The 13,191-nt window shown below is 61.5% G+C and carries 15 protein-coding genes; 8 read left to right on the top strand and 7 right to left on the bottom strand.

The window, feature by feature from the left end; genetic code table 11:
- From hslV to VGP39_RS16195, 5 genes are all read left to right on the top strand, one after another.
- On the top strand, positions 1 to 529 hold a 529-nt coding region (hslV, locus tag VGP39_RS16215), incomplete at its 5' end, for an ATP-dependent protease subunit HslV (RefSeq protein ID WP_327569117.1).
- Positions 530 to 532: 3 nt separating this feature from the next.
- Positions 533 to 1,024, top strand: a complete 492-nt coding sequence (locus tag VGP39_RS16210; protein ID WP_327569116.1) for a GNAT family N-acetyltransferase — start codon at positions 533 to 535, stop codon at positions 1,022 to 1,024.
- Entirely contained in the window at positions 1,021 to 1,611 is a 591-nt protein-coding gene (locus VGP39_RS16205) for a DUF2585 domain-containing protein (RefSeq protein ID WP_327569115.1), read from the top strand. Before VGP39_RS16210 ends, VGP39_RS16205 begins: the two co-directional genes overlap by 4 nt.
- Positions 1,612 to 1,650: 39 nt before the next feature.
- Entirely contained in the window at positions 1,651 to 2,955 is a 1,305-nt protein-coding gene (hslU, locus tag VGP39_RS16200) for an ATP-dependent protease ATPase subunit HslU (protein WP_327569114.1), read from the top strand.
- 246 nt (positions 2,956 to 3,201) lie between these two features.
- Entirely contained in the window at positions 3,202 to 4,329 is a 1,128-nt protein-coding gene (locus VGP39_RS16195) for a hypothetical protein (protein ID WP_327569113.1), read from the top strand.
- A gap of 5 nt (positions 4,330 to 4,334) precedes the next feature.
- Here VGP39_RS16195 and VGP39_RS16190 read toward each other — a convergent pair whose 3' ends face one another.
- The 3 genes from VGP39_RS16190 to VGP39_RS16180 are packed head-to-tail and all read right to left on the bottom strand — an operon-like array spanning position 4,335 to position 7,154.
- Positions 4,335 to 4,922, bottom strand: a complete 588-nt coding sequence (locus VGP39_RS16190) for a Smr/MutS family protein (RefSeq protein ID WP_327569112.1) — start codon at positions 4,920 to 4,922, stop codon at positions 4,335 to 4,337.
- On the bottom strand, positions 4,919 to 6,409 hold the full coding sequence (locus VGP39_RS16185) for a murein transglycosylase A (protein ID WP_327569111.1): 1,491 nt from the start codon (positions 6,407 to 6,409) through the stop codon (positions 4,919 to 4,921). Before VGP39_RS16185 ends, VGP39_RS16190 begins: the two co-directional genes overlap by 4 nt.
- 40 nt (positions 6,410 to 6,449) lie before the next feature.
- Positions 6,450 to 7,154 (bottom strand): Tim44/TimA family putative adaptor protein, encoded by a 705-nt coding sequence (locus VGP39_RS16180; protein WP_327569110.1) that lies wholly within the window; start codon positions 7,152 to 7,154, stop codon positions 6,450 to 6,452.
- A 452-nt stretch (positions 7,155 to 7,606) separates the two neighbouring features.
- Here VGP39_RS16180 and secB point away from each other — a divergent pair, with 452 nt between their 5' ends.
- Positions 7,607 to 8,098 (top strand): protein-export chaperone SecB, encoded by a 492-nt coding sequence (secB, locus tag VGP39_RS16175; RefSeq protein WP_327569109.1) that lies wholly within the window; start codon positions 7,607 to 7,609, stop codon positions 8,096 to 8,098.
- A gap of 11 nt (positions 8,099 to 8,109) precedes the next feature.
- Here the strand turns inward: secB and dnaQ are convergent, their stop codons facing one another.
- From dnaQ to VGP39_RS16155, 4 genes are read right to left on the bottom strand one after another with little or no spacing between them, the layout of a single operon-like run.
- Complete coding sequence (gene dnaQ / locus VGP39_RS16170; RefSeq protein WP_327569108.1) at positions 8,110 to 8,811, bottom strand: DNA polymerase III subunit epsilon; 702 nt, start codon at positions 8,809 to 8,811, stop codon at positions 8,110 to 8,112.
- A gap of 27 nt (positions 8,812 to 8,838) precedes the next feature.
- Complete coding sequence (gene coaE / locus VGP39_RS16165) at positions 8,839 to 9,438, bottom strand: dephospho-CoA kinase (protein ID WP_327569107.1); 600 nt, start codon at positions 9,436 to 9,438, stop codon at positions 8,839 to 8,841.
- Positions 9,435 to 10,040 (bottom strand): Maf family nucleotide pyrophosphatase, encoded by a 606-nt coding sequence (locus VGP39_RS16160; protein WP_327569106.1) that lies wholly within the window; start codon positions 10,038 to 10,040, stop codon positions 9,435 to 9,437. The genes coaE and VGP39_RS16160 overlap by 4 nt, the downstream gene beginning before the upstream one ends.
- Complete coding sequence (locus VGP39_RS16155; RefSeq protein ID WP_327569119.1) at positions 10,037 to 10,876, bottom strand: pyruvate, water dikinase regulatory protein; 840 nt, start codon at positions 10,874 to 10,876, stop codon at positions 10,037 to 10,039. The genes VGP39_RS16160 and VGP39_RS16155 overlap by 4 nt, the downstream gene beginning before the upstream one ends.
- Before the next feature lie 474 nt (positions 10,877 to 11,350).
- On the opposite strand from VGP39_RS16155, the gene hemJ reads away from it, so the two are divergent.
- The gene (hemJ, locus tag VGP39_RS16150) at positions 11,351 to 11,773 is read left to right on the top strand and encodes a protoporphyrinogen oxidase HemJ (protein ID WP_327569118.1); all 423 of its coding nucleotides are present in this window, start codon (positions 11,351 to 11,353) and stop codon (positions 11,771 to 11,773) included.
- 267 nt (positions 11,774 to 12,040) lie between these two features.
- Positions 12,041 to 13,191, top strand: a 1,151-nt coding sequence (gene rho, locus VGP39_RS16145) for a transcription termination factor Rho (protein WP_327569105.1), incomplete at its 3' end; no start/stop codon positions are given.

Here is a 13,191-nt window from a genome sequence, read left to right as displayed (position 1 = left end):
CTGGCACGGCACCACCATTTTGACGGTCCGCAAGGGCGGCAAGGTGGTGATCGGCGGCGACGGCCAGGTCTCGATCGGCCAGACCGTCATCAAATCCAACGCCAAAAAGGTCCGCAAACTCGGCAAGGGCGACGTCATCGGTGGCTTCGCCGGCGCCACGGCCGATGCCTTTACGCTGTTCGAGCGGCTGGAGAGCAAGCTTGAGCAGTATCCGGGGCAACTGACCCGCGCCGCGGTCGAGCTCGCCAAGGACTGGCGCACCGACCGCTATTTGCGGCGGCTGGAGGCGATGATGATCGTCGCCGACAAGGATGTCTCGCTGGTGCTGACCGGCACCGGCGACGTGCTGGAGCCGGAAGCGGGCGTGATGGCGATCGGGTCCGGCGGCAACTACGCACTGGCTGCCGCGCGCGCGCTGGTCGATTCCGACAAGGATGCCGAAACCATCGTGCGCCGCGCGCTCGATATCGCCGCCGACATCTGCGTCTACACCAACCGCAACGTGACCATCGAGACGCTGAGCAGCTGATCGATGCTTTCCGCCGGTTACGACTTCGTGCCCATGACCTCAGCCGATCTGCCGCTGGTGAAGCGTTGGCTTGCAGCGCCGCACGTGGTGGAATGGTGGGGCGACACCTGCGCGCAGTTTGAACTCGTTAGCGGTGACCTTGAAGTCGAGGCCATGGACCAGTTCATTGTCGCCGCCAATGCCCGTCCCTTCGGATACTTGCAGTGCTACGATCCCGACGTCTGGCCGGATAACGGCCTTGGTACCCATCCCAGGGGCACACGGGGCATCGACCAATTCATCGGGGAACCGGGTATGGTTAATCAAGGGCACGGATCAGCATTCATCGGTGCCTTCATCGATCGATTGCTCGCGTCTGGAGCCCCGCGGGTCATCACCGATCCTGACCCTGCCAATGCCCGCGCGATACGCGCCTACGAGAAGGCTGGCTTTCAGCGCGACCGGCTGGTTGATACACCGGACGGCATTGCCCTTTTGATGATTCGCGACGCATGACATCGCATCCACTGCCCTCTCTGTCGGTGCGAAACGGCGCTCTCATCGCGGCCGGGCTGCTCGCGCTTCAGGCCTGCATTCTGTATGCCATGGGCCGCCTGCCGATCTGCGCTTGCGGCACCATAAAACTCTGGCATGGCGTGGTGCTGAGTTCCGAGAACTCGCAGCACATCACCGACTGGTACACGTTCTCGCACATCATCCACGGTTTCCTGTTCTATGGGTTGACCTGGTTGCTGCTGCCGCGCGTGTCGTGGCCTGGGCGCCTTGTCATCGCGATGCTGATCGAAGGCGGCTGGGAGCTGGTCGAAAATTCGCCCTGGATCATCGAGCGCTATCGCGCCGGCACGGTGTCACTGGATTATTATGGCGACAGCATCGTCAATTCGGTTTCCGATGCGCTGTCCATGGTCGCAGGATTTCTGCTCGCAAGAAAGTTGCCGGTAGTGTTGACGATCGCGCTCGCGGTTCTGTTTGAGGTCCTGGTCGGGCTGCATATCCGCGACAATCTGACCCTGAACATCATCATGCTGATCCATCCGTTCGATGCTATCCGGCACTGGCAGGCCGGCCCGCCGATCATCTAGGCAACTTGCCTCCGTCACAATCCAGCATAGTTAAGGTCCATGACCGACTTCTCTCCCCGCGAAATCGTTTCCGAACTCGACCGTTTCATTGTCGGCCAGGCCGACGCCAAGCGCGCGGTTTCCATCGCGCTGCGCAACCGCTGGCGCAGGCTGCAGCTCACCGGCTCGTTGCGCGAGGAAGTTCTGCCGAAAAATATCCTGATGATTGGGCCGACCGGGGTCGGCAAGACCGAGATCGCGCGGCGGCTGGCAAAACTCGCCGGCGCGCCCTTCATCAAGGTCGAGGCCACCAAATTCACCGAGGTCGGCTATGTCGGCCGCGACGTGGAGCAGATCATCCGCGATCTGGTGGAAGTCGCGATCGCGCAGACCCGCGAACGCAAGCGCAAAGACGTGCAGGCCCGCGCCCAACTCGCCGCCGAGGACCGCGTGCTGGACGCGCTGGTCGGCGCCGGCTCCGGCACCGCGACCCGCGATTCGTTTCGCAGGAAGCTGCGCGCCGGCGAGCTCAACGACAAGGAGATCGAGATCGAAACCCAATCCTCCGGCGGAACGCCGATGTTCGAGATTCCGGGGATGCCCGGCGCGCAAATGGGCGCGATCTCGATTGGCGACATTTTCGGCAAGATGGGCGGGCGCACCAAGACGCGCCGGCTGACCGTCGAGGATTCCCACGAGCTTCTCGTCAACGAGGAGTCCGACAAACTGCTCGACAACGATCAGCTGACGCAGGAATCGATCAATGCCGTCGAGAATAACGGCATCGTATTCCTCGACGAAATCGACAAGATTTGCGTGCGTGACGGCCGCAGCGGTGGCGGCGACGTTTCGCGGGAGGGGGTGCAGCGCGACCTGCTGCCCTTGATCGAAGGCACGACCGTGTCGACCAAGCACGGCGCGGTGAAGACCGACCATATCCTGTTCATCGCATCCGGCGCATTTCATATCGCCAAGCCATCCGATCTGCTGCCGGAACTGCAGGGCCGCCTGCCGATCCGCGTCGAATTGGCGGCGCTGACACGCGATGACATGCGCCGCATCCTGACCGAACCCGAAGCCTCGCTGATCAAGCAGTATGTCGCCTTGATGCAGACCGAAGGCGTGACGCTGGATATTACCGATGGTGCGATCGACGCGCTCGCCGATGTCGCTGTCGCCGTCAATTCGACGGTGGAGAATATCGGCGCGCGCCGGCTGCAGACCGTGATGGAGCGGGTGCTCGACGAGATTTCATTCGCCGCACCCGACCGCCACGGCGAGACCATCCGGATCGACGCCGATTACGTGCAGAAGCACGTCGGCGATCTCGCCAAGAACGCGGATCTGAGCCGGTTCATCCTTTAGAGCATGATGGTTTTAAGTGGAATCGCCACGACGCTCAGATCACCTCTCCCCGCAGGGAAGAGGTGAAAGGGAAGCCGCGTCAACCTGAATTCATCACGCTTTGGCCTCGCGTTACTCCCACACTCCATGAAGCGTCGTGACCGCGGCGCGTCTTGCGAATTCGCGGTGAGCGCGCATTGCGGCCCGGGCGCGCCGCGTGCAATAGTTTTCGCGTTTCCAATGACTTGATCATTGCGTAGGTGCGGAATGAGCTGGGCGCGCTTTCACCAAAACCCTTGGCGGTTGATGATCGCGGTCAATATCGCGGTGGTGATCGGCGTCTTTTTCTACAAGATCACGCGCGAACCATACGTCCCTTACATCCATCTGCTGGTCGATTACCACTTCGGCTTCATCAAACGTGCATTGATCGGCGCAACGGTATCGTTGTTCCTGACAAAGGTGCCGGTCTGGCTGGTGTTTGCCCTCGGCGGCGGCGTATGGCTGGTCACGTTCGGTCTTTTCGTCGCGCTGTTTCGGCGAACATTCGGCCGGGGCGACGCGCAGATGCCGCTGTTCGTCTTCATGGCCGGCTCGCCGTTTTTTTTCAAGAACCTCATGCACACGCTCGGGCACTTCGACATTTATGGATGCGCGCTGGCGATCGTCCTGCTGCTGATTCCTGCGCGTCCAGTCGCGTTCGTGGTCATCGCCGCCGCGGCGTCTGGCATCCTGATCCTGATCCACCACATTCATTTTCTGATGTATGTGCCGACCATCGCCCTGATCGTGGTGCTCCGCCACTATCTTGTCCAGGGCATCGGCCGGCACAACGCCGTTGCGGGTATCGCGGCGGTCATGGGCCTAAGCGTGCTGTTTCTGGCCGCCCAGTTCCGCGGATCGATGCCGATTCCGGAACAGGAGTTCGTCGGCTATCTGCGGGACCGAATGGCCGACCCATCCCAAGCCAGGTCGCTGAGTTTCAGTTATATCTGGTATCAGCCCCTTGCTCAGGAGCTCCGCGATACTTGGCAACGCCTGCCTTCCAATCTTCTGGGCATTCCGGTGTTTGCCGTGCTGATTGCTCTGCACGCTCCGCTCTGGAAATATTTTGTCGATCTTGTCCGGCAGCTTTCGGATCAGACCCACCGCCGCATCGTCGTCGCCGGAATCGTCTTGATCAGTCTGGGCTACCTGATGATTTTCGCGGTCGTGTTCGACTATTCGCGATGGATTTCGAATTGGGCCGTTTGCATGTTCCTGATCCTGCATGCGGTGAAAACCTTGCCCGCGCAGAGGGCCGCGCCGCCTATCGCAATGCATGACCGCCGCACTTCGGTGCTCGGCTGGATCGTCACGCTCATCCCGCGCGTAGGGATCGTCCGGCCGTTCTGAGCGGATCATATCCTCGAGCGCCGCATCCGCACATAAAGCGCGCCCTCGCCGCCATGGCCGATATGCGCTACCTCGAAGCCGACCACCAGCGCGCGGAATTCCGGCAGGCCCAGCCACTCCGGAACCTGGCGGCGCAGCACGCCGCGCTCGGACTCCGGTCCGAAGGTGCGGCCCTTGCCGGTGATGACGAGAACGAATGTCAGGCCGTCATTGTGGGCACGTTGAAGGAACGCCCGCAGCGCTCGATGCGCCCGGGTCTGCGTCATGCCGTGCAGGTCGAGCCGGGCTTCGATTTCTTTGCGGCCACGCGACAGTTGCGAACGCTCGCGGCGGCCGAGCGGGGCCAGCGGCGGCGGCTTGTCCGGCCTTGCGGCTTTTGCAGTGCGTGTCGCCGGATGGGATTTTGGCGGGCCAACCGGTTTCGCAGCCGGCAGCTCTTCGATCGGTATTTTCGGGGCGCGAGGCTTCTTCCGCAGCGGCCTGATCTGCTCGGCAACGCCTTCCCACAAGGCGCGCTCTTCTTCGCTCAGCGCGCGCTTGCGGCGTGGCGCAGCGATTGACTCCCGATTTGGCGGCGGTGAGGGAGGCTTCATCGCGCGTTGCGGTAACGGCGGTGGTAGCGATGGCGATGCGCGCGGCGGGTGGGCTTGATCTCAGGCCGCGCCTCGGGCAGCGGCACCGCTTGCGCAGCTTGCGCTTGTGAGACGGCGACCGGCGCCGCAGTCTTCGCTGCGTCCTTGGAAACGTCCTTGGCGGCGGCGGAAGCCGTGTCGGCTGGCTTTCCGTCGTCCTTCCGATCCTTCTGCTGGTTCTGCGGCGGATCGGTTTGCGGAAACAGCTTTGCTATTTTCGCCGACGGGCGCGCCTCCGGCAAAGGCATCGCGTGACCCTTCGCGACGGGATCGAGGCTCTTGGGCACGAGAAGCACGAAGCGCGCATTGTGCCGCAGCCGGCCCGATACCCGTCCCGCATCCGCGCCGGCGCCGAAATAGATATCCGCGCGCGCCGGCCCTACGATGGCCGAACCGGTGTCCTGCGCCACCATCAGGCGCCGGAACGGCGTCTTCGACTGCTCGGATTCGATCGGCAGCTCACCTTCGATGAAGAACGGCGTGCCGTAGACGTGCAGCGCCTTGTCGACGGCGATCGACCGGCCCGGAGTAAGCGGCACGCCCTGCGCGCCCACCGCTTCGTCCTTGTCGGACAGCTGCACCTCGCGGAAGAACACGTAGGATCTGTTCTGCCGGCGCAGCTCATTGGCGCCGTCCGGGTTCTGCTCCATCCAGTCACGAATGCGCTGCATCGACATCTGGTCTTTCGGAACGATGTTGCGCTCGATCAGGATGCGGCCGACCGGGGTGTAGGGATAGCCATTATGCGCATCGTAATTGATGCGCAGCGTCGAGCCGTCCTCGAGGCGAACCCGCGCCGAACCCTGGATCTGCGTGAACAGCAAATCGGTCTGGTTCCTGAGCCAGCAGAGTTCGAGGCCGCGCCCGGCGATTGCGCCGTCTTCGATCTCGGCGCGATCGTAATACGGCACCAGCTTGCGCCGGCCGATCTTGCGGAACACCTGACCCTTGTTGGGCAGGCCGACCGCGCCCGGCCTGACGCCGCGAACGAACAGGTTCGACGGCCGGCGGTACACCGGCACGGTGTAGATGTCGGTCTGCGTGCGCGACCCATCGATTACCGGCTCGTAGTAACCGGTGACGAAACCTTCGCCTTCGCCGAGCCGCGAGATCCGCAGGGGAAGAAAATGCGCTTCGAAAAAAGCCCGCGCCTTTGCGCCGTCGAAAACATCGGCGGCTTTCGCCGCGCGACAGGGATCGCGTAACGACACGCCCAGCGCTTTCGGGTCGGCAGGAGGTTTGCGCTGCGCCGCGATCGGCTTGCAGCTTGTGCGGAAAGCGTTGAACGCCTGCAGGTGATCGTCTTCGTTCCAGCCGGCGATATCGGTCCAGGCGACGGGCGCATACTGGCTCCCGGTGATTTCGAGCGGCCAGACCAGACGGGGATATGGCAGGTGCGGGCGCGCGGCATGCGCGGCGAGCGGCGAAAGCAGCAATACGGCAGCCATCACCCAACGCGCGGCGGCGAAGCGTCCCAAGCCAGCCGCGTTAGTTCGTGCTTCCCGTGCCAACCAGCTTCCAGTTCGGATCGCGCGAAGTGATGTCGCGGGCAAATGTCCAAACATCGGTGATATCGGTGACCTTTTCCGGATTGCCGTCGACAATTGCGCCTGTCTTGTCGCGGGTGACCGAAATCATCTGCGATACGAAGCGGACCGTCAGCTGTGCGGCGTGATCGCGCGCTTCCGCGCCCACAAGCTCGGCCTTGTCGATCGAAACAAACCGGGTTTCGGTCTTCTGCTCGTGTTTCTCGCGATCCTTGATTACGGCATCGAAGCTCTCATAGACCTCCGACGACAACAGGTCCTTCAGCGCGCGGCGGTCGCCATTGGCGAATGCCAGCACGATCATTTCATAGGCGCTGCGCGCGCCGCTGATGAAATGCTGCGGGTCAAATGACGAATCCTGCGCCGCGATGGCATCGAGCCCGAGCGCCAGCGGCGTGCCGGGTTCGGCAAGCCCTTTCCAGCGGTCGGCCGGAGGCACCACGTCCGTCGTCGGCGCCAAAGGCGCTTGATCGATAACCGTACCCGGCATCGGCACGACGTTATTGTCCTGGGAGCCGTGCACGACGTCGCGTGCGGCGCGATCGTATGGCGGCCTCTCACTCCCGGTACGCTGTCCGAGGACGTTGCGCAGGCGCAGGAAAATAAAGACCGCCAGCGCCAGGAAGATGATGGTGTAAATATCCACGTCGCATTCGCTTTCTGGTCGGTGCCGGACGGGCCGGCATTAGAGCGTCCTCGAAGAACCGCAGCGGTCACTTCACGAGTGGCTTCCCCCATGTAGGCACGAAACTTTGCCCAGCCAATGGCGCGTTTTGGCACGGAAGGCCGGGCCGGTGGAAGTGCGGCCAATGTTGCATCAACAGGCGCTGATTTTGGACGAATTGTAGCGCGTTTTGGGAATAAGGGGAAACCGGATCCTGTCTGGAAATCGCGCTTATTCAATAATTTAGACCGCGCGCCGTGTAAAACCTCCTCCTCGCGCGCGCGCCTGCGGTTCGCTTGTCAGTCCGGCCGTCGTCCTTGTGGAGGACCGCAGGGCTATGATAGCCACTCGCCCTGACCAGATTTCCGCCCCTTCGAGCGCATTCAGTCGCAAATTGTCGACGCTTCGCTCGAAAACGCCCAGGAGAGACCTTCATGACCAACGGCAACGGCGCGCCTTCGGAAGCGGCCCCTCCCCCCCAGTTGAACGTGCTGGCGCAGTATACCAAGGATCTCTCGTTCGAGAATCCGAACGCCCCCACCTCGCTTGCGCCGCAACAAGAGCAGCCCGCGATCAATATCCAGATCAATGTCAGCGCCAACAATATCGCCGAACACGAATACGAAGTGACGCTTTCGGTCGAGGGCAAGGCAGAAAACGGCGGCAAGCTGATGTTCAGCTTCGAGCTTTCCTATGCCGGCGTGTTCCGCATCGTGAACGTGCCGCAGGAAAATCTGCACCCGCTGGTCATGATCGAATGTCCGCGGCTGTTGTTCCCGTTCGCCCGGCAAATCATCGCGACCTCCGTGCGCGACGGCGGGTTCCCTCCGCTGATGCTCGACCCGGTCGACTTTGTCGGCCTGTACCGCCAGAACATGGAGCGACAGGCTGCGGCCCAGGCCGCGGCACAGCCGAAGCCAAGCTAACCCACGCGAATCTATCGCGCCGCGTTAAAAAAGTCGTGCCAGACCGGCTTATCGCCAAGCGTGGCGACGAAATCCCAATGCGCTGCGCGATCGGCCTCCGTGACCCGGGGCGCAAGTGGCGTCGGGCGCTGCCGCCGTGGCGCATCGCCAAATCCGTCATTATGGGAAACCCGTATCTCCGACGCCAGGATAAGCTGCGACTGCCGGGCGCCGATCAGGTCGATATAGACCTCGGCCAGAAGTTCCGCATCGAGCAGCGCGCCGTGCTTGGTGCGGCGGGAATTGTCGATCGCATAGCGCGAGCAGAGATCGTCGAGCCGGTTGGAAACGCCAGGATGCTTACGCCGCGCCAGCAGCAGCGTGTCCACCAGCCGCTCGCGCGCGATCGGCGGCCGCTTGATGCGGTCGAGCTCGGCGTTGATGAAAGCGATATCGAACGAGGCGTTGTGAATGACCAGCGGCGCATCGGCGATGAATTCGAGAAATTCCTCGACCACATGGGCGAATAGCGGCTTGCCGGCGAGGAACTCGCTGGAAAGACCATGCACGGCGAAAGCTTCCGCGGGCATGTCGCGCTCGGGGTTGATGTGGCGGTGAAAGGTCTGGCCCGTCGGCATGCGATTGAATATCTCGACGCAGCCGATCTCGACCAGCCGATCGCCCCGCAACGGGTCGAGGCCGGTGGTTTCGGTATCGAGAATGATTTCGCGCATCGCTCTGCAACCGGTAGCCGCGGCGAATCAGGACCGCCGCCGCGGCATTTTAACAGCCGCGGCCAGAATGTCGCGGATTCGTGCACGCACCGGATCCAGACCATGCGATGTATCCACCACGAAATCCGCGCGTTTGCGTTTTTCGGCATCGGGCAGCTGCCGCGCCAGGATGGCGTTCAGCTTTTCGTCCGTCATGTTGTCGCGGGCCAGAATGCGCTCGCGCTGGATTTCCGGCGTGGTGGTCACCACCACCACGGCATCGACCCGCTTCTCGCCGCCGGTTTCATAAAGCAGCGGCACATCCACCACCGCGACCGGCGCCGCGGACGCCTCGGCATCGCTGAGGAATTTCTGATGATAGGCGCGCAGCATCGGGTGCACGACCTGCTCCAGCCGCTTCATCGCTGCGGGATCATGCACCACCTGGGCTGAAAGCCGCGCGCGGTCGACCTTGCCGCCGGCGGTAGTACCGGGAAATACGGCTTCGATCGCGGGCACGGCCTCGCCTTCATAGATCATGTGAACGGTCGCATCCGCGTCGTAGACCGGCACGCCGGCCTCTGCGAACAGCTTTGCGGTGGTCGACTTTCCCATCCCGATCGAGCCGGTCAGTCCGAGAACGATCATGCCAGCAATCCCTGACTGCGCAGGAACCTCAGTAACGCCAGTAGCGGCAGGCCCAGAATGGTAAAATGATCGCCTTCGATGCGCTCGAACAGATGAACCCCCAAGCCTTCAAGCTGGTAGGCGCCGACGCTGGTGGTGACGGACTCTCCTGCTGCGTCGAGATAGGCCGAGATTGCAGCGTCATCGAGCGAGCGCATGGTCATGCGCGCAATTGAAACGTTCTCGAATAATATCTCGCCATCGCGGCCAACGGCAGTGGCTGAATGCAGTTCATGGGACTGCCCTGCAAGGGCTCGCAATTGCGCGGCGGCCTGCGCACGGCCGGCCGGCTTGCTGAACAATCGCTCGCCAAGCATCAGCGTCTGATCTGCACCTACTACGAAGCGATCGGGATGCCTTGCGGACACGAACAAGGCCTTGTCCCGCGCCAGCAGGGCCGCGATTTCTCCGGGCGCCGACAGCGCGGAGGCAACCTCAATCGCACGCTCGTCAAGCTCGGCCGGAATTGCCTCGAAGGCGATGCCGGCATTGGCCAGAAGCGCCTGCCGCGCAGCGCTTTTCGACGCCAGGATTAACGGTTTGGTTCCGCGCCAGATCGTCATTCCAAAAGCCGCTGGCGTTGCCGATCGGCGAACAGTTTCATCACCGCCGCCGCGGTTTCCTCAATCGAGCGGCGCGTCACATCGAGCAGCGCCCAGTTATATTTCACGCTCAGGCGCCGCGCGAACGTGACTTCTTCGGTGACGGACTGCCGATCGATATAGTCGTCGTTGCCGGGGCCGACGCCGATACTCAAGAGCCGGTTCTGCCGCACCTGGATCAGCCGCTCCGGCGTTGCGTGAAGGCTGACCACCAATGGCTTTTTCAGCGTTTCGAGTTGATGTGGAATCGCGATGCCCGGCACCAGCGGCACATTCGCGGTGCGGATGCCGCGGTTGGCCAGATAGATCGACGTCGGCGTCTTGGAGGTGCGCGATACACCCACCAGAACCACGTCGGCCTCCTCCAGTCCTTCGACGTGCTGACCGTCGTCATGCATCATCGTGTAATTCAGCGCGTCGATGCGCTTGAAATATTCCGCATTGAGCGTGTGCTGTGCGCCGACACGTCCGGTGGTGGCCGAGCCGAGATAGGCCTGAAACAACTGCATTACCGGCCCGATGATCGACAGGCTCGGAATGTTGATTTCCTGGCATTTGGCTTCCAGCCGTGCCACCAGATCCTTTTCCAGCAATGTAAAAAGCACGATACCGGGCGCTTCCTCGATCTCCGCCAATGCGCGTTCGAGCTGCTTCTGGCTGCGCACCAGCGGATAGACATGTTCCACCGGCGTCACATTGGCATATTGCGCGGCCACCGCGCGCGCCACGGTGATCAGGGTTTCACCGGTCGAATCGGACACCAGGTGAAGATGAAAATAGTTGCCGGTGGTGGGCACCATGACCCCTGTGTAGCCTGTGAATCGCTGTGGAGCTTAGCCGAAAGAATCGCCCGCCGGTCGAAGCAGTCGGGATAACCCGGATTTTTCTTCACAGGCCTGGCTCAAGGATAAGTCCTGGCGGACGCGGCAATGATAGTGAGGTTATGTGGACTTGTCTCTTGATAATCCGGTCGCAGCGAACCGCAAGGCATTGAACTACGTAAGGTTATTCGATCAACCCCGATCAGGATGGAGAGTTGTTGATGGATGTGGACGAGTCCGGACAATGTTTGAACTGCGTTGCGCGGGCGCTATTCACCGCTACTTAGACTCAAACCTAAGATTCTAAAATTATTGTTTTAGAAAAAGGCTGCTTGCGGATATGTCTCTCCTCAAGCTTTCTGACCGACCCGTTTGTGACGCCGGTAGCAGGGGAGTTTCGGTGGTTGCCGACAAGAAATCGCGAAGTTGCGAACGAGTGAGGTATTGCGGTTGTATGAATGGATCAAGGCGCTGCATATTATCGCGGTCATCGCGTGGATGGCCGGCATGCTGTATCTGCCGCGGCTGTTCGTCTATCACTGCGATGCGGAGATCGGATCTAAGCAGTCGGAAACCTTCAAGGTGATGGAGCGTCGCCTGCTGAGGGCGATCATTGATCCGGCGATGGGGGTGACGTGGGTTGCCGGGCTTTACCTCGCTTACGCCGGTCACTGGTTTTCGGCCCATTGGCTGCATGGAAAATTGCTGCTGGTGATCGCGCTGTCGGGACTGCACGGATTTCTCGCCCGCTGCGTCAAGGATTTCGCCGCCGACCGGAATCAGAGAAGCCAGAAATTCTATCGAATTATCAACGAGGTACCAACGGCGCTGATGATCGGAATCGTCATCCTGGTGGTGGTGAAGCCGTTCTAGCACCGTTCGCCGTCAACAGAACTGTTCCGCAACCTCCTTGCGGAATGCCGGCCGATTTTCTATATTGAGGACATCCCACCCTACGCAGGCGGATGTGGTTGCGCTCCGGTTCGTTGAACCGACCGCCACATCAGGTTTGAAGCCTCTCCGGCATCTTCCTCGCTCAAGGCTTCACAGCTCAAGACCTGCGGACTTTCTTTATTCAGCGTCCGCATTTTCTTTAGAGCCCCTCGCACCCCCTCCCCGTTTTTCTACAGGACCATCCCAATGCGGGAAATGAAACTTCAAGACCTCAAAGCCCAGACGCCGGCGGAACTCGTTACGTTCGCGGAAGAAAAAGGGGTCGAGAATGCCAGCACCATGCGCAAGCAGGAGCTGATGTTCGCCATTCTCAAGCAGCTGGCGATCCAGGAAACCGACATCATCGGCGAAGGCGTCGTCGAGGTTCTCTCCGACGGTTTTGGCTTTTTGCGCTCACCGGATGCCAATTATCTGCCGGGACCGGATGACATCTACGTCTCGCCCTCGCAGATCCGCCGCTTCGGCCTGCGCACCGGCGACACCATCGAAGGCCACATCCGCAGCCCGAAGGAAGGCGAACGCTACTTCGCGCTGCTCAAGGTCAACACGCTGAATTTCGAGGACCCGGAAAAGTCCAAGCACAAGGTCAATTTCGACAACCTGACGCCGCTGTTTCCGGATCAGCGCTTCCGGCTCGAGCTGGAAGACCCCACCAGAAAGGACCTTTCTGCAAGGGTTATCGACATCGTAGCCCCCATCGGCAAGGGCCAGCGCGCGCTGATCGTCGCCCCTCCCCGCACCGGCAAGACCGTGCTGATGCAGAACATCGCGCACTCGATCACCGCCAATCATCCTGAATGCTATCTGATCGTGCTGTTGATCGATGAGCGTCCGGAAGAAGTCACGGACATGCAGCGTTCGGTGAAGGGCGAAGTGGTGTCGTCCACCTTCGACGAGCCGGCGGTGCGTCACGTCCAGGTCGCCGAGATGGTCATTGAGAAGGCCAAGCGGCTGGTCGAGCATGGTCGCGACGTGGTCATCCTGCTGGACTCGATTACGCGCCTGGGGCGTGCCTACAACACCGTGGTGCCGTCTTCCGGCAAGGTGCTGACCGGCGGCGTCGACGCCAATGCGCTGCAGCGGCCGAAACGATTCTTCGGCGCCGCGCGAAACATCGAGGAGGGCGGCTCGCTCACCATCATCGCCACCGCACTGGTCGATACCGGCAGCCGCATGGACGAAGTGATTTTCGAGGAGTTCAAGGGCACCGGCAACTCGGAATTGATTCTCGACCGCAAGGTGTCCGACAAGCGCACCTTCCCGGCGATCGACATTTCGCGCTCCGGCACGCGCAAGGAAGAACTGATCACCGATCCGCAGCTCTTGAAGAAAATGTA

It is taken from the genome of Bradyrhizobium sp. (assembly GCF_036009065.1).
Lineage (GTDB): Bacteria > Pseudomonadota > Alphaproteobacteria > Rhizobiales > Xanthobacteraceae > Bradyrhizobium.
The sequence above is the reverse complement of the archived record's forward strand: the minus strand, read 5'-3'. Positions and strand labels throughout refer to the sequence as shown.

What these genes read in the sequence shown, in the direction of transcription:
- VGP39_RS16185 (WP_327569111.1), bottom strand. Translation starts at nt 6,409, where the DNA reads ATGGCTGCCGTATTGCTGCTTTCGCCGCTCGCCGCGCATGCCGCGCGC.
- VGP39_RS16205 (WP_327569115.1), top strand. Translation starts at nt 1,021, where the DNA reads ATGACATCGCATCCACTGCCCTCTCTGTCGGTGCGAAACGGCGCTCTC.
- dnaQ (WP_327569108.1), bottom strand. Translation starts at nt 8,811, where the DNA reads ATGCGCGAAATCATTCTCGATACCGAAACCACCGGCCTCGACCCGTTG.
- hslU (WP_327569114.1), top strand. Translation starts at nt 1,651, where the DNA reads ATGACCGACTTCTCTCCCCGCGAAATCGTTTCCGAACTCGACCGTTTC.
- coaE (WP_327569107.1), bottom strand. Translation starts at nt 9,438, where the DNA reads ATGATCGTTCTCGGACTGACCGGCTCGATCGGGATGGGAAAGTCGACC.
- secB (WP_327569109.1), top strand. Translation starts at nt 7,607, where the DNA reads ATGACCAACGGCAACGGCGCGCCTTCGGAAGCGGCCCCTCCCCCCCAG.
- VGP39_RS16195 (WP_327569113.1), top strand. Translation starts at nt 3,202, where the DNA reads ATGAGCTGGGCGCGCTTTCACCAAAACCCTTGGCGGTTGATGATCGCG.
- VGP39_RS16190 (WP_327569112.1), bottom strand. Translation starts at nt 4,922, where the DNA reads ATGAAGCCTCCCTCACCGCCGCCAAATCGGGAGTCAATCGCTGCGCCA.
- VGP39_RS16210 (WP_327569116.1), top strand. Translation starts at nt 533, where the DNA reads ATGCTTTCCGCCGGTTACGACTTCGTGCCCATGACCTCAGCCGATCTG.
- VGP39_RS16160 (WP_327569106.1), bottom strand. Translation starts at nt 10,040, where the DNA reads ATGACGATCTGGCGCGGAACCAAACCGTTAATCCTGGCGTCGAAAAGC.